The organism is Pseudoalteromonas sp. H71, from assembly GCF_001468485.1.
Taxonomy (GTDB): domain Bacteria; phylum Pseudomonadota; class Gammaproteobacteria; order Enterobacterales; family Alteromonadaceae; genus Pseudoalteromonas.
Map to the genome: position 1 here is coordinate 164525 of NZ_LODI01000045.1, position 19668 is coordinate 184192.

14 protein-coding genes and 5 tRNA genes are annotated in these 19668 nt (G+C 38.9%); 4 read left to right on the forward strand and 15 right to left on the reverse strand.

The genetic code is table 11. The annotated features are described in order from the left end of the window. Positions 1-56: 56 nt before the first annotated feature. From ATS71_RS16110 to ATS71_RS16160, 11 genes are all read right to left on the reverse strand, one after another. A complete protein-coding gene (locus ATS71_RS16110) occupies positions 57-1958 on the reverse strand; it encodes a SurA N-terminal domain-containing protein (protein WP_058405728.1) in 1902 nt (633 codons plus the stop codon). A 171-nt stretch (positions 1959-2129) separates the two neighbouring features. Further along, positions 2130-2420 carry an HU family DNA-binding protein gene (locus tag ATS71_RS16115; RefSeq protein WP_157849304.1) on the reverse strand — a complete coding sequence of 97 codons (291 nt, stop codon included), beginning with the start codon at positions 2418-2420 and terminating at the stop codon, positions 2130-2132. Positions 2421-2612: 192 nt separating this feature from the next. Further along, positions 2613-4973 carry an endopeptidase La gene (gene lon, locus ATS71_RS16120; RefSeq protein ID WP_058405729.1) on the reverse strand — a complete coding sequence of 787 codons (2361 nt, stop codon included), beginning with the start codon at positions 4971-4973 and terminating at the stop codon, positions 2613-2615. Positions 4974-5122: 149 nt separating this feature from the next. After that, entirely contained in the window at positions 5123-6406 is a 1284-nt protein-coding gene (gene clpX / locus ATS71_RS16125; protein WP_058405730.1) for an ATP-dependent protease ATP-binding subunit ClpX, read from the reverse strand. Positions 6407-6539: 133 nt separating this feature from the next. Next, entirely contained in the window at positions 6540-7157 is a 618-nt protein-coding gene (gene clpP, locus ATS71_RS16130) for an ATP-dependent Clp endopeptidase proteolytic subunit ClpP (protein ID WP_008126622.1), read from the reverse strand. Positions 7158-7322: 165 nt separating this feature from the next. After that, the gene (gene tig, locus ATS71_RS16135; RefSeq protein WP_058405731.1) at positions 7323-8627 is read right to left on the reverse strand and encodes a trigger factor; all 1305 of its coding nucleotides are present in this window, start codon (positions 8625-8627) and stop codon (positions 7323-7325) included. Positions 8628-8987: 360 nt separating this feature from the next. After that, positions 8988-9064 (reverse strand) — tRNA-Pro (locus ATS71_RS16140). 69 nt (positions 9065-9133) lie between these two features. Then, positions 9134-9210, reverse strand: a tRNA-Pro gene (locus ATS71_RS16145). A 14-nt stretch (positions 9211-9224) separates the two neighbouring features. Continuing rightward, positions 9225-9300 (reverse strand) — tRNA-His (locus ATS71_RS16150). A gap of 23 nt (positions 9301-9323) precedes the next feature. Then, positions 9324-9400: transfer RNA gene (locus ATS71_RS16155), tRNA-Arg, on the reverse strand. Positions 9401-9458: 58 nt separating this feature from the next. Beyond that, positions 9459-9535: transfer RNA gene (locus tag ATS71_RS16160), tRNA-Pro, on the reverse strand. Between the two features lie 349 nt (positions 9536-9884). Here ATS71_RS16160 and folD point away from each other — a divergent pair. Further along, positions 9885-10739, forward strand: coding sequence for a bifunctional methylenetetrahydrofolate dehydrogenase/methenyltetrahydrofolate cyclohydrolase FolD (gene folD, locus ATS71_RS16165; RefSeq protein ID WP_058405732.1), 855 nt, complete (start codon positions 9885-9887; stop codon positions 10737-10739). A gap of 67 nt (positions 10740-10806) precedes the next feature. On the opposite strand, the gene cysS is transcribed toward folD, so the two are convergent. Next, a complete protein-coding gene (gene cysS / locus ATS71_RS16170; protein WP_058405733.1) occupies positions 10807-12186 on the reverse strand; it encodes a cysteine--tRNA ligase in 1380 nt (459 codons plus the stop codon). Between the two features lie 132 nt (positions 12187-12318). Here cysS and ATS71_RS16175 point away from each other — a divergent pair, with 132 nt between their 5' ends. Next, on the forward strand, positions 12319-12810 hold the full coding sequence (locus tag ATS71_RS16175; RefSeq protein WP_058405734.1) for a peptidylprolyl isomerase: 492 nt from the start codon (positions 12319-12321) through the stop codon (positions 12808-12810). 90 nt (positions 12811-12900) lie between these two features. After that, positions 12901-13638, forward strand: coding sequence for a UDP-2,3-diacylglucosamine diphosphatase (locus ATS71_RS16180; protein WP_058405753.1), 738 nt, complete (start codon positions 12901-12903; stop codon positions 13636-13638). Between the two features lie 74 nt (positions 13639-13712). On the opposite strand, the gene ATS71_RS16185 is transcribed toward ATS71_RS16180, so the two are convergent. The 3 genes from ATS71_RS16185 to miaE form a co-directional block, all read right to left on the reverse strand. Then, positions 13713-15626 carry a sensor histidine kinase gene (locus ATS71_RS16185; RefSeq protein WP_058405735.1) on the reverse strand — a complete coding sequence of 638 codons (1914 nt, stop codon included), beginning with the start codon at positions 15624-15626 and terminating at the stop codon, positions 13713-13715. Further along, the gene (locus ATS71_RS16190; RefSeq protein WP_058405736.1) at positions 15613-17841 is read right to left on the reverse strand and encodes an EAL domain-containing protein; all 2229 of its coding nucleotides are present in this window, start codon (positions 17839-17841) and stop codon (positions 15613-15615) included. The genes ATS71_RS16185 and ATS71_RS16190 overlap by 14 nt, the downstream gene beginning before the upstream one ends. Positions 17842-18007: 166 nt before the next feature. Then, positions 18008-18766, reverse strand: a complete 759-nt coding sequence (gene miaE / locus ATS71_RS16195; RefSeq protein ID WP_058405737.1) for a tRNA isopentenyl-2-thiomethyl-A-37 hydroxylase MiaE — start codon at positions 18764-18766, stop codon at positions 18008-18010. A 204-nt stretch (positions 18767-18970) separates the two neighbouring features. On the opposite strand from miaE, the gene ATS71_RS16200 reads away from it, so the two are divergent. After that, positions 18971-19570: a Yip1 family protein gene (locus ATS71_RS16200; RefSeq protein WP_058405738.1), complete on the forward strand. Its 600-nt coding sequence runs from the start codon at positions 18971-18973 to the stop codon at positions 19568-19570. Positions 19571-19668: the final 98 nt, after the last annotated feature.

Sequence of the window (19668 nt, forward strand, 5' to 3'; positions counted from 1 at the left end):
GAATTCAAAACAATAAAAAAGGCGCTCAAGGCGCCTTTCAAATAACTTAAATTAATTTATTCAGCAGCTTGCTCAACTACAGGTAAATTAAGCTCAGCTTTAGCTTTAAGCGACTCTATAAATACCATATAGTTTTTGTTCGCTTGTGCCATTGTAATACTTTGTTTAGCTTGTGGGTCAATGTCAGCGGTCACGGCAGCATCTGTTACTGAGTTAAGTGCAACAATGGCTGCATCACCGTTATTTAAATCAACAACATCAACCACTGCAGTATCTGCTGGGTGAGCCATTTTAAAGGCCTGAGTAACAATCGCAGGCGATACAGCAAAGCTTTGACGATTTAGTTGTGGCTCTTGACGAAGCGTTAAACTTTGTTCAGTAGCAATATCGTTCAAACTCTTACCCGACTGTAGCTCAGCAAACAAACTACGCGCTTTATCTTTTGCAAGCTCAGACGACTTTTCATTAACTAGGCGTGTTTTAATTTGCTCGCTTACTTCACTTAGCGGTTTAGTTGAAGCTGGTTGATGCTCGTTTATGCGCACAATAACAATGTGCTCATCACCTAACTCAATAACCTCAGAGTTCACTTTGTCTTCCAGTAGATCAACTGATGTAAGAGCTGCAACTACAGCTGGAGTGTTTAGCGGCTCAGGTAAGGCGTTTAATGCTAAAAGAGGAGTTGACTTAACTTCTAGTTCAGCAACTTCTGCTGCATCATCTAAACGGTCTGAAATTTCAAACGCAATTGCACCCATTTCTGTTTGCTTATCGTAAAACGCGTCTATTTTCTCGGCACGCTCTAGTTCAGCGCGTAGATCAGCTTTCACGTCATCAAATGCTTTAACTTGCTGTGGCTGAATATCAGTAAGTTTAATGATGTGGTAACCAAATTCTGATGTAACCACTTCTGAAAAGTCGCCTTTCGCTTCAAGTGAAAATGCTGCGTCTTCAAATGCTGGGTCCATTACATCACGTTCAATCCAATCAAGATCGCCGCCCATCTCAGCGCTAACGATGTCATCAGATGAAGATTCTGCTAGCTGTGCAAAGTCAGCACCTTGTTGAAGTTTAGCGTAAAGAGCATCGACTTTTGCTTTTGCAGCATCATCGTCTTCACTGTTATCTATTAAAATATGCGATACACGGCGTTTTTCAGGCTCAACATATTGTGCCTTATTTTGCTCGTAGTATGCTTTAACATCTTCTTCCATAACCGAAGCAACCGTGATGTTCTCAGCTTTTAGTTCAACATAATTTACAGAAATAAGCTCTGGTGATAAAAACTGTGATGCGTTTAGGTCGTAGTAATCTGAAACTTCTTGCTCTGATACTTCAACACTCGCTGCAAGCGCTTCTTTATTTATTACTAAATAATCAATGCTACGAGTTTGTTGTTGAAGAGCAATAGCACTTTTAAGTTCGCTTTCAAGCGCAAAGTCTGTGCCTGCAACCGCAGATACTAGTTGGCTACGCGTCATGTCTTCGCGAAGATACTCACGAAATGTATCCGGTTGGAAGTTCATTTGGCGAATTACTTGTAAATAACGATCGTTATTAAATTTATCACCAAGTTGGAAATAAGGTAATTCTAAAATTGTTTTACGAACTGTGTCATCGCTTACGCGAAGGCCTAATTCTGCCGCTAGCTGTGATTGCAATTCTTGTTGTACTAAGCGGTCAATGACACCTTGACGAATTTGTGCCATATAATTTGGATCCGCAGCAATTTGTGTAAAGTACTCACCAAATTGTTGCTCTAATCGATTACGTTCGTTTTGATACGCACGGTTAAATTCCGTTTGGCTAATTTTAACTCCGTTTACTTCAGCAACAGGTTGTTCCGTGGTTTGACCTAGGTAACTACCGATCCCTGCTAAAGCAAAAGATAAAATCACCGCGCCTAAAATTATTTTGGCTACAGGTCCTTGCGAACCTTCTCTGATTTTCTCAAGCATTTGTTTATCTCTTTTTGATCAAGGTTTAATACCTTGTCACATGTAAAAAAAGCGTATCTTACCAGATACGCTTTTTCACTTGAAGTAACTAGCGGTAAAGTTACCCAATTCAACGGTTAGGCTGATTAAGTAACTTTACTTTCGCCATAACTAATCTGTTTAAAAAAATGATTAGTTTACTGCGTCTTTAAGCGCTTTACCGGCTTTGAAAGCTGGAATGTTTGCAGCAGCAATTTGAATAGTTTCACCAGTTTGTGGGTTACGGCCAGCTCGTGCAGCACGTTCACGCACTGAGAAAGTACCAAAACCAACAAGTGCAACTGAATCGCCGTCTTTTAGCGCGCCAGATACAGATTCGATGAATGAATCAAGTGCACGACCTGCAGCCGCTTTAGAAATGTCAGCGTCAGCTGCGATTTGATCGATTAATTGAGATTTATTCACAATATCATCCTCTTTCATTGTTATTATCAAGAGCGATGGTTTTTTAAACTAACATCACTTTTTTGAAAATTTTAGAGCAAACTTGTAATGCTCACATGATTATATTTTTCTTGAGCCTAGGCCACATAAGGCCTAGGCTTGAAAACCAGTGCTTAACTTATCATACCGTTTAGATTTGAAAAGCCCTAAAAAGTACTTTTTTTGCGTTTTTTACTGCTTTTTTTCTGTTTCGACTGAAAAACTCTCAACAGGATGCACTAAAGCAAGCTTCAGTACCTCATCTATCCATGTAACGGGGTGAATATCAAGACCTGCAAGCACATTTTCAGGTATCTCTTTTAAGTCACGCTCGTTAATTTTTGGAATAATAACGGTTTTTATTCCACCACGGTGTGCCGCGAGTAATTTCTCTTTTAAACCACCAATAGGCAAAACTTCACCACGAAGCGTTATTTCGCCAGTCATAGCAACATCAGCTTTAACTGGGTTACCTGTTAAGCTCGACACCAGACCAGTCACCATGGCTGCACCAGCACTTGGGCCATCTTTTGGTGTTGCACCTTCAGGTACATGAACATGAATGTCGCGTTTTTCGTAAAAATCGCTATTAATACGGAATGTATCAGCACGATTACGCACAACGGTCATTGCTGCTTGAATCGACTCTTGCATTACATCGCCAAGTGAACCCGTGTAAGTCAGTTTACCTTTACCTGGCACGGCAGCACATTCGATGGTTAGCAAATCACCACCAACCTCGGTCCAAGCAAGACCCGTAACTTGACCAATACGATCACCGTCTTCGGCTTTACCATAGTCAAAACGTTGTACGCCTAAATACTCTTCTAAGTTATCTTGATTGATAGTCACCGTTTTGGTGTCTTTTTCAATTAAAATATTTTTAACTGCCTTACGACACAGCTTAGAAATTTCTCGCTCTAGATTGCGCACACCGGCTTCACGGGTGTAATAACGAATAATGCCGATAATGGCACTGTCGTCTATTTCAATCTCATGCTCTTTTAAACCGTTACGCTTTACTTGCTTAGTGATCAGGTGCTCTTTGGCGATATTAAGCTTTTCATCTTCGGTGTAACCTGACAAACGAATAACTTCCATACGGTCTAAAAGAGGACCCGGGATGTTAAAGCTATTTGAAGTAGCGACAAACATAACATCCGATAAATCAAAATCGACCTCTAAGTAGTGATCAGCAAAATGACTGTTTTGTTCAGGATCGAGCACTTCTAGCAATGCTGAAGCAGGATCGCCGCGCATGTCTGAAGACATTTTGTCAATTTCATCTAATAAAAATAATGGGTTTTTAACCCCCACTTTTGTCATATTTTGAATCAACTTACCTGGCATAGAACCAATGTAAGTTCGACGGTGGCCACGAATTTCGGCTTCATCACGAACACCACCTAGTGCCATACGAATATATTTACGTCCAGTGGAGCGCGCAATAGACTGACCAAGTGATGTTTTACCAACACCAGGAGGCCCAACTAAACACAGAATAGGACCTTTAAGCTTGTTGGTACGTTGTTGTACCGCGAGGTACTCTAAAATGCGTTCTTTAACTTTATCGAGGCCATGGTGCTCACTGTCTAGTATTTTTTGTGCACCAGCCAAATCTTTTTTAACTTTTGAACGTTTTTTCCATGGCACATTAATTAATGTATCGATGTAAGAACGCACAACCGTTGCCTCAGCAGACATTGGCGACATCATCTTAAGTTTATTAAGTTCTGTCGTGGCTTTTTCTTGCGCCTCTGATGACATGCCCGATTCTTCAATACGCTTTTTCAGCGCTTCAAACTCATCAGGAACATCATCAAGCTCGCCAAGCTCTTTTTGAATAGCTTTCATTTGCTCGTTGAGGTAATACTCTCGCTGGGATTTTTCCATCTGCTTTTTAACGCGGGTACGGATTTTTTTCTCAACTTGTAATAAGTCGATTTCACCTTCCATGAGCGCCATTAAGTATTCCAAACGCTCTGTCACGCTTGAAATTTCTAGCACCTTTTGTTTTTCAGGTACTTTTAAAGGCATGTGCGCAGCCATCGTATCTGCGAGGCGCGCAGGTTCATCGATACCTGATACCGAAGTGAGTACTTCCGGTGGAATTTTTTTATTGAGCTTTACGTAACCTTCAAATTGGCTAATTGCGCTTCGAATAAATACATCTTGCTCTTGTTCATCAATTAAATCAGATTCAATGAATTGAGCATTGGCAACAAAAAAATCATCATTATCAACAAAATCTTTGATCTCAGCGCGCTGGGTACCTTCTACCAATACTTTCACTGTCCCGTCGGGAAGTTTTAATAATTGAAGTACAGTGGCAATAGTACCAATGCGATAAATATCATCCTGCTCTGGTTCGTCTACAGTTGCATCTTTTTGTGCAACCAAGAAAATTTGTTTGTCTTTGTCCATTGCCGCTTCTAGGCATTTTATTGATTTTTCACGGCCTACAAAAAGCGGGATCACCATGTGTGGGTACACCACAACATCGCGCAGTGCTAGCACTGGGATTTCGACTTGGTCGGTTCTCTCAAGCGTCATTATATTTCTCTTCGCACTTCATTTATTTAAAAGATTACTCAAGTATATGGGGATAACCACATTAAAGTTCAACAATTTTCCCCGACTCGTTTAAATTAATTATAAAAAAAGGAGCCTTAGGCTCCTTTTTAATGCAAATAGCTTAAAAACTATTCAGATGCAGCTTTATCTTGATTGTTATTTTCATATATCAAGATTGGGTCTGACTCACCTTTAATTACCGTTTCGTCAATCACCACTTTACTCACATCGTCCATAGATGGAAGTTCGTACATGGTATCCAATAAAATACCTTCTACGATTGAACGCAGGCCACGTGCACCCGTTTTACGTACCATGGCTTTGTGAGCAATCGCAGATAAAGCATCATCACGGAACTCAAGCTCTACATCTTCCATACCAAACAATACTGAGAACTGCTTAGTGATAGCATTTTTAGGCTCACTTAGAATTTGTACCAAAGCGGCTTCATCTAGCTCTGTTAGTGTAGCAACTACTGGTAAACGGCCAATAAATTCAGGTATTAAACCGTATTTTACTAAATCTTCAGGTTCTACGTCTTTAAACGTTTCGCTTAATGAACGTGCCTCTGCAGACTCTTTAACACTAACACCAAAGCCAATACCAGTATTTTTATGGCTACGTTGCTCAATTACTTTATCAAGCCCTGAGAACGCACCACCACAGATAAACAATATTTTAGAAGTGTCTACTTGCAAAAATTCTTGCTGCGGATGTTTACGCCCACCTTGTGGCGGAACAGAAGCAATCGTACCCTCAATCAGCTTGAGTAATGCTTGTTGCACACCTTCACCCGATACATCACGTGTGATTGATGGGTTATCTGATTTACGAGAAATTTTGTCTATTTCATCAATGTACACGATGCCACGCTGTGCTTTTTCCACATCGTAATCACATTTTTGCAATAGTTTTTGAATAATGTTTTCTACATCCTCACCTACGTAACCTGCTTCAGTAAGTGTCGTTGCATCAGCCATTGTGAATGGTACATCAAGTAAACGAGCTAACGTCTCAGCTAATAATGTTTTACCACTACCAGTTGGGCCTATTAACAAAATATTACTTTTACTAAGCTCGATATCTTGCTTGGTTGATTGATTACGTAAACGTTTATAATGGTTATAAACAGCAACAGACAATACTTTTTTTGCATGGTCTTGGCCAATTACGTAGTCGTCTAGGTGTTTACGAATTTCTTTTGGAACAGGTAGTTTATCAGACGAGTCATGCTTAGGAGCAATGTCTTTGATCTCTTCCCTGATAATATCGTTACACAACTCTACACATTCATCACAAACGTATACTGAAGGGCCTGCAATTAATTTGCGTACTTCGTGCTGGCTCTTGCCACAAAAAGAGCAGTATAACAATTTATTACTTTTGTCGCCGTCTGTAGGAGTGTCAGACATTCAGCTACCTCATCTTATTACGTTGGCCACCAAAATTGATGGTGGCTATTTCAATACGCTTAACTATAACAAAATTTATTGTTTTTCGCATAGTAACTAAAAGTGATTAACAGGTCCCCTGCTCACCAAGCGCTTACTTTTTATCGCGGTTTGCAAATACTGAGTCAACTAAGCCGTACTCTACCGCTTCTGACGCGCTCATGAAATTGTCACGATCAGTATCTTTTGAAATCACATCTAATGGCTGACCAGTATGTTCTGCCATTAAGCGATTTAGCTTATCTTTTATAGATAGTATTTCTTTAGCATGTATTTCGAAGTCAGAAGCTTGACCTTGGAAACCACCTAAAGGTTGGTGAATCATTACGCGTGAGTTAGGTAAACAAAAACGTTTACCTTTAGCGCCAGCTGTAAGCAAAAATGCGCCCATGCTCGCTGCTTGTCCTACACAAATGGTGCTTACATCAGGCTTGATGAAGTTCATTGTGTCGTAAATTGCCATACCTGCAGTTACTGAACCACCCGGTGAATTTATGTATAGAAATATATCTTTATCAGGGTTCTCTGATTCTAAAAACAGCATTTGCGCTAAAATCAGGTTTGCCATGTTGTCTTCAACTTGGCCTGTTAAAAAAATAATACGCTCTTTTAAAAGTCTCGAATAAATATCATACGAGCGCTCACCTTTTGGTGTTTGCTCAACAACCATAGGGACCAATGCATTTAGGGGATCTGTAATACCAGTATTCATACTTATTTAATTCCTTATGCGCTTATACTTATCCTTATTATAAGGAAGCATAGTTATCGTTTTTCGCAAATTAAGAGCCAAAAACTAAAAATGGCCCGGGCACGCTGTTTAAACAGTGTAACACGAGCCATTTAATCGTTAGCGAGAGCTTAAGTCAATGACTTATTAAGCACCTTGCTGCGGATTCATGATGTCATCAAACGCTTTTTCAACGTCAGAAACATTTGCTTTAGCTAAAATAGCTTCAACAGCTTGCTCTTCCATTGCAACATTACGCATTTGTTGCATAAGTTGATCATTTGCTTTGTAGTATTCTACTACTTCAGTTGGATCTTCGTATGCAGAAGCAACTGTAGCGATTAATGCTTCAACTTTAGCATCATCAACTTTGATGTCGTTAGCTTTGATCACTTCACCTAATAAAAGGCCAGTTTTAACACGCGTTACAGCTTGCTCATGGAACAATTCAGCAGGAAGCTCAGGCATGTTTTTAGCGTCGCCACCAAAACGTTGAGCTGCTTGCTGACGTAGTGCGTCAACTTCTTGATCAACAAGTGCTTTTGGCACTTCAATTTCGTTATTTTCTAAAAGACCTTTAATTGCTTGGTCTTTAACGTTAGCTTTAACCGCTTGGTCAAGTTCACGCGTCATGTTCTTTTTAACTTCTTCTTTAAGCGCGTCTACGCCGCCTTCGGTAACACCGAATTTAGTTGCAAACTCTTCGCTTAATTCAGGAAGTTCTTGTGCTTCAACTTTTTTCACTGTGATAGTGAATTGAGCTGCTTTACCTTTAAGGTTTTCAGCATGGTAATCTTCAGGGAATGTTACATCTGCAACAACTTCTTCGCCTGCTTTTTTACCAACGATATTATCTTCAAAACCTGGGATCATACGACCTTGGCCAAGCTCTAATGGGAAGTCATCAGCTTTACCGCCTTCAAATACTTCACCGTCAATAGTACCTACAAAATCAACCGTTACACGATCGTTCTCGCCAGCAGCAGCTTCAACTTCAGCCCACGCAGCATGTTGCTTACGAAGTGTTTCTAGCATATTTGCTAAATCTTCGTCAGTTACTGTTACCGCTGGTTTTTCAACAGCAATTTTGTCTAAACCTTGAACTTCAACTTCAGGGTAAACTTCAAATGTTGCTGAGAATTCTAAATCTTTACCTGCTTCAAGTGATTTAGGAGCGAATGAAGGCGCGCCAGCAGGGTTAATTTTTTCAGCAACGATTGCTTCAATGTAGTTACGTTGCATTACTTCGCCAGCAACTTCTTGACGAACTGCAGCGCCAAAACGCTTGTTAATTACAGATACAGGAACTTTACCAGCACGGAAACCATCTATACGCTGTGTTTTTGACAGTTGTTGTAGGCGTTTTTTTACTTCGGTCTCAACGTTCTCTGCAGGAACGGTGATAGTTATACGGCGCTCAAGGCCTTGGGTCGTCTCAACAGAAACTTGCATGATTTACCTCAATATTCAATTTTGGCGACTGTTCGCCTTCCTTACAAACAAAGTGATCTGCATGAGTCTTGATAAAGTTTAAGCGATTTTTCACACTTAAAAGCATCCGTCGCTACCATGAGATACCATTGTTGCTTTGCCCTTAGGGCACTATGTTAAACAATAGACGCGGCATTATAACCTAATATTTATGATAGTCGAGTATGGGGGGCAATTATTTGGGGTAGATTGGGTACTACAGTACCTAACCGAGTAAAAAACAGGCTATGCAGTGTTTTTAATACTTTAAACGGACTTTAATTGTTGTAATAGAATATTCTATTTTTGAGATTTAACACAGAGGAGTTATTGATGAGAAAATGGTCGGCGATGCAGGATTTGAACCTGCGACCCCTTGGACCCAAACCAAGTGCGCTACCAAACTGCGCTAATCGCCGACATTGAAGACTAAGCTTCTTTTTCATACTGAATAATTAAACTGAGGGTTTAAAACCACTTTGAGAAAGTGGTCGGCGATGCAGGATTTGAACCTGCGACCCCTTGGACCCAAACCAAGTGCGCTACCAAACTGCGCTAATCGCCGTTATTCTTTGTAAATGGGGTGACTGATGGGGCTCGAACCCACGACAACCGGAATCACAATCCGGGGCTCTACCAACTGAGCTACAATCACCGCTATATTTACGTGTTTTCAAATGGCGCACCCAGAAGGATTCGAACCTTCGACCGACGCCTTAGAAGGGCGTTGCTCTATCCAGCTGAGCTATGGGCGCATCGAAAACTTCATAGTTTACCAATAAGCTATTCGATTATAATTAAATTATAAAAAAATGGTCGGCGATGCAGGATTTGAACCTGCGACCCCTTGGACCCAAACCAAGTGCGCTACCAAACTGCGCTAATCGCCGTTACTTACTATTATCTACGAGTGACCTCGTTGACAACGGGGTGCATAATAGTGATTTGACGGGGTTAGGTCAAACGTTTTTTTAAGAAAACAAATCAAGTGGTCATTTTTAGTCCACAATGGCTAAATATTATAATAGAAGCCTGAAATTTAAACTATTTAATTACTCTAGTACTATATAGATGAAAAGCAACTTGGCGCTGCAATGCTTTTCTGCGAAAATAGCACAGGTAATATAAAATGAAAAAATAAAGTTATTATTATCTTTATAAGCGTATACCCCCTTTTTATTATGCGTTCATTTTTAAAGTATCGGTATCTAGTTAATTAACCCCAATTAAAGGTCACCCATGACGGCAAACATCATTGATGGTAAAGCAATCGCAAAACAAGTACGTAGTTCAGTTGCACAACGCGTAAGTGAACGCGTTTCTAAAGGATTACGCGCCCCCGGACTTGCAGTAGTACTTGTAGGACTTGATCCAGCAAGCCAAGTTTATGTTGGTTCAAAGCGTAAAGCCTGTGAAGAAGTTGGTTTTATTTCAAAATCATTTGATTTACCTGCAGACACAAAAGAAGATGCTCTTTTAAGTTTAATTGATGAGCTAAATAATGATGCAGAAGTCGATGGTATTTTAGTGCAGTTACCTCTACCTGACGGGCTCGATGCAGAGAAAATTTTAGAACGTATTACACCACATAAAGATGTTGATGGTTTTCACCCTTACAATATAGGCCGTTTAGCACAGCGTATGCCTGCTCTTCGTCCTTGCACACCAAAGGGTATTATTACTTTACTAGATTCTACCGGCGTACGTTATAAAGGTATGCATGCGGTCGTGGTTGGCGCATCCAATATTGTAGGGCGACCTATGTCGCTCGAATTATTACTAGCAGGTTGTACAACAACGGTATGTCATAAATTTACACAAGATTTAGAAACACATGTTCGCCGTGCTGACTTGCTTGTAGTGGCTGTAGGTAAGCCTGAGTTTATCCCTGGAGATTGGATAAAAGAAGGTGCCATTGTTATTGATGTTGGCATTAACCGTTTGGATACAGGTAAATTAGTAGGCGACGTTGAATACAGCATTGCAGAGCAAAAAGCTCACTTTATTACCCCTGTACCTGGCGGGGTTGGCCCAATGACTGTTGCGAGCCTAATTGAAAATACACTAGAGGCATGTGAAAAATATCACAGCTAGGCTTATATAAATAAAAAGGGTTGCCAATTGGCAACCCTTTTTATTTTAAAGCTATTGTTTAAAACACTTACGCTTTACGCCAGGTTGTTTTACCGGCTGAATCTTCAAGTATTACACCTAATGCATTAAGCGCATCGCGTGCTTCGTCGGCTGCAGCCCAATTTTTACTGGCGCGAGCATCGTTACGTTTTACAATTAACGCTTCTATTGTTGCAACTTCATCGTCGTCCTGCCCACCTTGTAAAAACGCTTCTGGCGCTTGTTGTGCGACGCCTAGCACTTCGCCTAGGGTACGTAATATAAACGCGAGTTGACCTGCATATGTGATATCGCTTTCTTTTACGCGATTTAACTCTTTTGCCAGCTCAAACATAACAGGTAAAGCCTCTGGAGTATTAAAATCATCGTCCATCGCTTTTCTGAATTTGGCAACAAACTCATTACCCTCAAGCTCACACTCGATTGGTTTAACGTCACGCAAAGCGGTATAAATGCGTTCAAGCGATGAACGAGCCTGATCTAAGTTCTCTTGCGAGTAATTAAGTTGGCTTCGATAATGTCCTGATATTAAAAAGTAACGAACCGACTCAGGATCATACTCTTTTAACACATCGCGAACAGTGAAAAAATTATCTAGCGACTTAGACATTTTTTCTTTATTTACTTGTACCATACCCGTATGGATCCACGTATTTACATACTTACCATTGTTGGCACAGCATGACTGCGCAATTTCATTTTCATGATGCGGAAACTGTAAATCAGAGCCCCCACCATGAATATCAAAATGTTCACCTAAATGTTTAGAGCTCATTGCCGAACATTCAATATGCCAACCTGGGCGTCCTTCTCCCCATGGCGATGACCACGATGGTTCACCAGCTTTCGCTTTCTTCCATAAAACAAAGTCAAGAGGGTCGTCTTTATCTTGAGCTACTTCAACACGCGAACCCGATTGCAGCATACTTAAATCTTGTTGAGAAAGCGCACCGTATTGCTCAAACGTTGATACATCAAATAACACGTCCCCGTCGGCTGCAACATAAGCATGTCCTTTTGCTATTAAGCGCTCAACCATTTCAATAATTTCATCCATGTGCCCTGTTACTGTTGGTTCTACATCAGGGCGCAGCATGTTTAGGCTGTCAAAATCTTCATGCATGGCTTTAGTCATGCGAAGTGTTAAATCATTTATTGACTCGCCATTTTCATTTGCACGTTTAATAATTTTATCGTCTACGTCGGTAATATTACGCACGTACTTTAAATTGTAACCAATATGACGAAGGTAACGAACAATGACGTCAAACCCAACAAATGTGCGCGCATGACCAATATGACAGTAATCGTAAATGGTGATACCACACACGTACATGTCGATTTTACCATCGACCATGGGTTTAAATTGTTCTTTTTGTCGTGTCAGTGTGTTGTATATTTGTACCATTTAGTTGGTGTCCTTCACTATTATCAAGAAAATGTATGTTACCACTTGAAAAGCATGGGCTCTAGCGCTTTGTTAATCTTAGCTAACTAAGATAAAATAGTGCGACTATTTAAACCAGATATAGGAAACCACATGGTTGTTCTACACACAAATTTTGGTGACATCACCATTAAAATGTTTGACCAAGAAGCTCCAAACACTGTAAAAAACTTTTTAGAGTATGCAAACGCAGGTTTTTACAACGGTACTATTTTTCACCGTGTAATCGATGGCTTTATGGTTCAAGGCGGTGGTTTTGTTTCAGGTATGGAGCAAAAAGACGTTAACGATCCAATTCAAAACGAAGCTAACAACGGCCTATCTAACAAAGTAGGTACTTTAGCAATGGCACGTACGCCAGATCCACACTCTGCTACAGCACAGTTTTTTATTAATGTTAACAACAACGATTTCTTAAACCACAGCAGCGAAACATCTCAAGGCTGGGGTTACTGTGTGTTTGCTGAAGTTGTTGAAGGCATGGACATTGTAGAAAAAATTAAAGGTGTAGCTACAGGGAGCAACGGTTTTCACCAAGACGTGCCTCTTGAAGACGTGATCATCGAAAACGTTACTGTTAGCTAATAGTACGTTTACCCACGTAATGTTGGAGAATCAGCGGGTGTTTATGCAAAATGCATGCGCCCGCTTTATTTTTATCAAAAAGACACCCCTATGACTCAAAAAACGTATTTTATTGCTGATTTACATTTAACTGAAAACAGACCTGATATTAGCGCTGCTTTTTTTAAATTTTTAGAGTCTAACATTTTAAATCAGAACGTTGATGCGCTTTATATTTTAGGTGATTTTTTTGAAGTGTGGGTAGGTGATGACTACGTCACTGAACTAGCGCGCAATGTAGCTACACAGCTTAAAGCGGTAAGTGATTCAGGCATTCCAGTCTACTTTATTCATGGTAACCGCGACTTTATTCTTCGTGAACAGTATGCAGAGTTAGCAGGTATGACATTGTTAGACGAACAAACCGTTATAGATCTTTACGGTACAGCTACTGTTATTTTACATGGTGATGAAATGTGCACCCAAGATGTAGAATATCAAAAATTTCGTAAAAAAAGCCGCGGTTGGTGGTGGCCAAAATTAATGCTAGCGATGCCGCTATGGTACAGAAAAAAAATAGCACGCAATGCACGAGAAAAAAGTAAACTAAGCCAAGCCGATAAACCCATAGAAATATTAGACGTGGTAGATAGCGCCGTACTTGAAACCTTTGACAAGCATAATGTAAAAAATATGATTCATGGCCATACACACCGACCTAAAGTACATACGTATTCTTTAAATGGTCAAACGCTTACACGCACTGTTTTAGGTGACTGGTACGAACAAGGCTCTTACCTCGTCGTAACACCTAATGGACAACAGCTAGTTCATACCCCTTTTATGTAAACTAAAACAGCATAATTTTTTTGAATTTTAAAATATAAACATTTATCGCTTCATAGGTAATAAACCATTTTTTGTTATTTATCCGGTAATGTAATCGTGAATCGCGTTTTATATTTTTCACCTCGCTGTGGATCCGAGTCTAAACTCAGCTGCCCTTTCAGTATTTGAGTTACCCATTGAGAGACCATATAAAGCCCAAGCCCTATATTCCCTTTACCGCGCGCTGACGTATGAAAAGGTTCAAAAATAACAGTTTGCTGCTGCTTATCAATCCCGCAACCTGTATCAGATACAGAAATATTCACGTCACCTTTTTGACTTTTATAAACCCTAATCTCAATCTCACCAGACTGATTTTCTTCAAATGCATGGTTAAGCGCATTCATTATTAAATTTTCTACTACTTGCGAAATAATGCCTGGTCGGCTTTTTAGTGTGTAATCATCATCAAACCGAGTAATAATTTTAATTTTAGATGTTTTTAATCGTGAATTCAGGGCTATCAACAACTCTTTTATTATTGCCTCAATATTACACTCAATAAACTCTTCATTATTTCTATCAATAGCCATTTTTTTAAAGCTTTTAACGAGCACGGCGGCTTTATCGAGGTTGACCTTCGCTAATCCTAAATTATCATCTAAACTTAAAACACTACTTTCAAGCAAAGACTTTGTTAACCCAGTTTTAATGCCTTCATTCAGGCGACTCATTACAGACTCGGCATTCGTCACCGAAATAATAGCGCCTCCAATGGGTGTATTCATCTCATGTGCTACGCCTGCTACAAGCATTCCTAGTGAAGATAGCTTTTGCGCTTCAACAAAACTGTCTTGTAAAAGTTGCTGCTGCCTAATGGTGTTAGACAACTCATTATTTACCGAGTCTAACTCCAATTTTTCGGCACGTAACTCATCAAATAACTTTCTCAGCACTTTTGCGTAGCAATGTTCTCTATACAAAATAAAGCCACCAATAACCAAAAGTACAAAAGCACTCAACCCAGCGTAGCTCAGTGCTGTTAGTTGAATTTTAGTTAATAGGGTATTTTTACTTTTTATATAAATATAAATAACCTCATTGAGTGTTTCGTTGTGCTTTTTTGAAAAAATAGTCGGGAGTGTATCTATGGTATAAACACTTTCGTCATAATACCTTTGTGCAATTTCTTTATGCTTCAGCATTAACTCCCAAAGCTGCGGGTTGCTATTACCCAGTGTTAGTTCAGGTCTTGAGAGCATAAACCCCCATTGTTTAGACTCATCATTGTTAAAAAGCCAAAACCCCTCTTTGTTTACAATATTTACCTGATTATTGTCAGAGGAGTAACTTCTAATTCGCTGAAAAAACGCGGATAAATCAAAGTTAATTATGATTAGTCCATCTACAATATAATCACTTGAGCTAGTGCGATAGGTTACTCGCATGGTGGGCACGTAGGGTTCAACAATTGAACCATGCTCCATGTTTAAATCAATTTTTGATAAAAAGGAATCAGGTGCTTCAATGGCTATTCCTTGCCTAAAGTAATAACGTGACATTTTATTTTGCAGTTCTTTTTGCTTAACAACTTTTGCCTCACCGTTTTTAAAGTCAACTCTAAAACGTTCGTTCCCGGTAATATCAATCCAGCGAATTTGCGAAATAATAGGCGATAATAACCCAAAGTTAACGAAGTAATCATTTATGCTTCGTATGGATTTTCGGTCTCTGAACATATACCTGAGTTTATTACCCCTTTTTAGGTTTTTGTTGTCTGCTAAAACTTGCGTTAATTTTTTTATACTGCTTAATTCTTTTACAAACTCCGTTTGCACTAAAGATAACTTATCATCGTGGTTATCTTGAACCACTGCTAACCTAGCTTGGTAAACTTGCCAATAAACCAAAACAGCAATTGCGCTAGCGGCAAACACAATAAAGAATGCTTTTATATAAATATGCTTGTTATTTAAACTTGGTGAGGTTTTATGATCAAACTTTTCCATATTGCTTTAACCATGTTGTTAAATCGTCAAAAAACAGTGGTTTTGAAAAGTAGTACCCTTGTGCAACATCACAACCTATTTTTTTAACCCAATCACATTGCTCTGACGTTTCAACACCTTCAACAATAATAGAAAACTCAAATCGTTTGGCTAAATTAACAATCATTTCAAAAATATATTGGTTATTATCATTACCATCAATATTATTTAAAAAACACTTGTCTATTTTAAGAGTATTTGCAGGTATTTCTGTAATGTGAGAAATAGAAGAATAACCCGTTCCAAAGTCATCAATACTTACTTTTATACCCAGCGCCATAAACTGATCTAACGATCCTCTAATTAAATCGTAATTACTGATTGCCTGTGTTTCTGTAATTTCGAGTTCAAGCATTTCAGGAGGGATATTCGCTTTATCTAATTTATGAAGAATGCTTTTACAATAATCAGAGTCTACCAAATCAAAAGCCGATGCATTAAAGGCAACAGGTAAATTTACGCCTAACTCACTGAGCTTATGAATAGTTTCTATTATTTTATCAAAAATAACGCTGTCTAATTCACTAATTAATCCCGCTGTTTCAGCAAGTTCAATAAATATGTCTGGGTTTATAAAACTGCCGTCATCCACCTGCCAACGTGCTAGCGCTTCAAATCCCACAGGGGTTAAGTTTACTAAGTCCATTTTAGGCTGTAAGGCTACTTGCAAAGAGCCTGCTCCAATCACTCTCCGTAATCGAGCCATTAAACTGTAACGGTTGGTAAGTGCCTCTGTTTTTTCTTGGGTATGCTTAATATATTTTAAAGAAGCGCTTTGGCTATCGTTTAAGCTGGATTCAGCAATGCTTATTATTTTTTCAGGTATAATGTTTAAAACAGTACTTAGCGCTAAATCGAGAATTCTCAAATCAGCATATTGTTTTACGGAGGTAATTACACACTTTTGCCTAATAAGGCTAGCTATCATTTCGTCGGTAATATCAAAATTAGCGTTTACTAGCAATCCAAAGCTACTGTTGTTAATAATGGCTATGCGCGCTGAATAACCATCAAAAATAGTAATTAGATTATTGTAAACCTCTTTTAAGAGTTTTTGACAGAAGTCGTGACCAAACGTAAAGGCTTTTTCTTCAAACTGTTCGACTTCAAAAACAAGTAAACGTGTTTGATACTGCTCGTGAAGGTTCATATTTTTTATTTCACGCGTAAGCCAGTTTCTGTTATGCATGTTTAACGATACATCGGTATACGCAAGCTCTGTAAGTTTATTAAGCAAGGCAATATTACTAAAGCCCGTACTTACATTTTCGCTAAAAACTTTTAATAAATACTCGTTTTGTTCAGATATTTCATTATCTGACTGAACAATAGTTATGTAACTTTCGCCTGCTATTTCTTTGTTACAAAAATAAAATACAGTGTGGTGTTCAGAAAAAATATGCCTTTTTTCATCTAAAGCACGTTCAAAATCACTATAAATTTGTGGAAGCAAAATTTTCTCGTCAACAAGCCTCCCTTCAAATCCATCAAAACATCCGTTAGCAGTAGAGATATGCGCTTTAATAATCTCGCCATTAGTTTGAGTGGAACACATAATACCCCCACCCTCAGTTACGTTTAAAATATTACTTATTTCTTCTAAAACAGCCTTAGAAAAAGACCGCATATCGTGTTTGCTGTTTATACTTCTTGAGGCATCTAATACTAATTGAAGGCCTTTTCTGGCTGAGGCAATTTGTGTGATGTATTTCCAAGTGCGAAGGTTACTGGTCACAATTGACTGCAATTTTTCAGCCGAAACGTCCGATTTATTCCAGTATTCGTCTATATCTAGCGACTTCATTATTTGCTGTTCGGGTGCAAATCCAGGTTGACCGGTCAACAAAACAATACGCATGTCTGCGTTACCAATCGCTTCCCTTATGGTACTCACAAGCCTAAGACCTGAGTCGTCATCCTCCATAACAACATCTATAAAGGTAAGTGCTATATCTGGATGCAAGCTCAACACTAATGCAGCCTGAGAGACTGAATTCGCCGTGAGTATTTCTATTTCACAGTTATCCTCTGGCGTCATTTCTTTTAAACTATTAGTTAAAGCATGCTGATAATTAAGATCGTCTTCAACGGTAAGCACTTTGATTTTTTTTACTATATTTGAACCATCTATTTCCAGCTCTTCATCAAATACAAACAAACTATTGCTGTCGGACATCCTTCACCGCCTATATAAAAAAACATCTGATAAATTAATAAATATAGTTAATATTTTTGTATGTACCAAAGTACTTTATATATAGTAGAAGCTGGTTTGAAATTCGTCTAATTTTAAGCCTCATGACTGTATAACTACAGCCATGAAAGTAGTGTGACAAGGAGGGTTATGCAGGGGTACCACTGTGAAATTTAAAGTCTTCATCTGCTGATAAAATTAATTGAGCTTCAATTTCACCAAATTCTTTTACTCGTTCTGTAATATCAAAGTCAGCAATTTCTTGGGCTAAGGCTAAATAATCTTGGTAGTGACGCGCCTCAGAACGCAGTAATGAAATATAAAAGTCACCTAAACGTTTATCTACATGCGGTGCTAATTTTGCAAATCGCTCACATGAGCGAGCCTCAATATAAGCCCCAACAATTAATTTATCAACGAGTGCATTAGGCTCAAATGTTTTTACATTACGTAACATCCCTTTTGCGTAACGACATGGCGTTATACTTTGATACTCAACCCCATACTCGTCCATTATCTCTAACACTTGATAAAAATGATGTAGCTCTTCTTTTATTAACAACACCATTTTATCTATTAAGTCTTGTCCATAAGGCGAGTTAGACTTAGGAATGATTGATTTTGTAAGCCTATTTTTTGCTGCTAAATCACGCCAATTACCTTCACGTTTATAAATAAGTGTTTCAAATGGCTTCAACCAAGCCAAAAGTTCATCACCGCTTTCTTTATCTACTGCATATTTACGAATTAAAAACATCGCTGACTGAGCGGCTTTTAATTCACAAATTAAGTGATCTATCAAAATAACTGGCAAATTTTCTTTTTCAACTGCCTTATCTACCCACTCAGTTGGTGTTTTACACAATAAAAAGTTATGAATAGGCTCTAAAAGCTGGCTATATGGCACGGTTAATACTCATTGCTAATAAATTTACAGAGCAAATATTTTAACACGAATTAATAGGTTGATTAAATCAAACCTTCTTTCATTTATTTGTTAAAAATTAGTTAACTTGACTTTATAAACTATGTAGCTCATAACTGTAGATGAACTGTATAAAAAACACACTACAACAAAAACAGTAATATCTTCCTACACGGAGTGCACACTATGATATTAAACCACCTATGGGGCTTATATGCTCATCCACTCGAAGAGTGGCAAACAATTGATAACCGACACGAAAGTTTAACCTATAGCTTGTCACATATTTTACTCATCGCATTATTCCCGTCAGTAATGGGTTATTACTCATCCGTTTACTTGGGCTGGAGCATTGGTACTGGAGATCTCGTATTTTTAACCCACGACAGTGCCTTACTGATTGCAATAGCCATGTATGTTGCACTTATCATCGGTGTATTTGCACTTGCATACCTAGCACATTGGATGGCGGTTACTTTTGGCTCGAAACCAACCTTTACTCAAACTCTTGAACTAGCTGCTTACACGGCAACACCTGTGTTTATGTCTGCGCTTGCTGCTTTTTGGCCGGTACTTTGGTTCGTTGTGTGTGCTGGTATTGTTGCGCTCGCGTATTCAGTATATTTACTTTATACAGGCGTGCCCATACTCATGCATATACCCCAAGAACGCGGATTTATTTATGCAAGCTCAGTAGTGACTTGTGGGCTTATATTGTTGGTTATTATTTTAGCCGCTACTGCAATTCTTTGGACTAACGGCATTGTGAGCCCTATGTTTACATAATGTGCTTTAAGCAAGCCAATTAAGCTATGTTCAACCAATAAAAAAGGAGCTAACAAGCTCCTTTTTTATAATTAAGATACGCGGCCTGTTTACACTAA

What these genes read in the sequence shown, in the direction of transcription:
- ATS71_RS16110 (WP_058405728.1), bottom strand. Translation starts at nt 1,958, where the DNA reads ATGCTTGAGAAAATCAGAGAAGGTTCGCAAGGACCTGTAGCCAAAATA.
- ATS71_RS16115 (WP_157849304.1), bottom strand. Translation starts at nt 2,420, where the DNA reads ATGAAAGAGGATGATATTGTGAATAAATCTCAATTAATCGATCAAATC.
- lon (WP_058405729.1), bottom strand. Translation starts at nt 4,973, where the DNA reads ATGACGCTTGAGAGAACCGACCAAGTCGAAATCCCAGTGCTAGCACTG.
- clpX (WP_058405730.1), bottom strand. Translation starts at nt 6,406, where the DNA reads ATGTCTGACACTCCTACAGACGGCGACAAAAGTAATAAATTGTTATAC.
- clpP (WP_008126622.1), bottom strand. Translation starts at nt 7,157, where the DNA reads ATGAATACTGGTATTACAGATCCCCTAAATGCATTGGTCCCTATGGTT.
- tig (WP_058405731.1), bottom strand. Translation starts at nt 8,627, where the DNA reads ATGCAAGTTTCTGTTGAGACGACCCAAGGCCTTGAGCGCCGTATAACT.
- folD (WP_058405732.1), top strand. Translation starts at nt 9,885, where the DNA reads ATGACGGCAAACATCATTGATGGTAAAGCAATCGCAAAACAAGTACGT.
- cysS (WP_058405733.1), bottom strand. Translation starts at nt 12,186, where the DNA reads ATGGTACAAATATACAACACACTGACACGACAAAAAGAACAATTTAAA.
- ATS71_RS16175 (WP_058405734.1), top strand. Translation starts at nt 12,319, where the DNA reads ATGGTTGTTCTACACACAAATTTTGGTGACATCACCATTAAAATGTTT.
- ATS71_RS16180 (WP_058405753.1), top strand. Translation starts at nt 12,901, where the DNA reads ATGACTCAAAAAACGTATTTTATTGCTGATTTACATTTAACTGAAAAC.
- ATS71_RS16185 (WP_058405735.1), bottom strand. Translation starts at nt 15,626, where the DNA reads ATGGAAAAGTTTGATCATAAAACCTCACCAAGTTTAAATAACAAGCAT.
- ATS71_RS16190 (WP_058405736.1), bottom strand. Translation starts at nt 17,841, where the DNA reads ATGTCCGACAGCAATAGTTTGTTTGTATTTGATGAAGAGCTGGAAATA.
- ATS71_RS16200 (WP_058405738.1), top strand. Translation starts at nt 18,971, where the DNA reads ATGATATTAAACCACCTATGGGGCTTATATGCTCATCCACTCGAAGAG.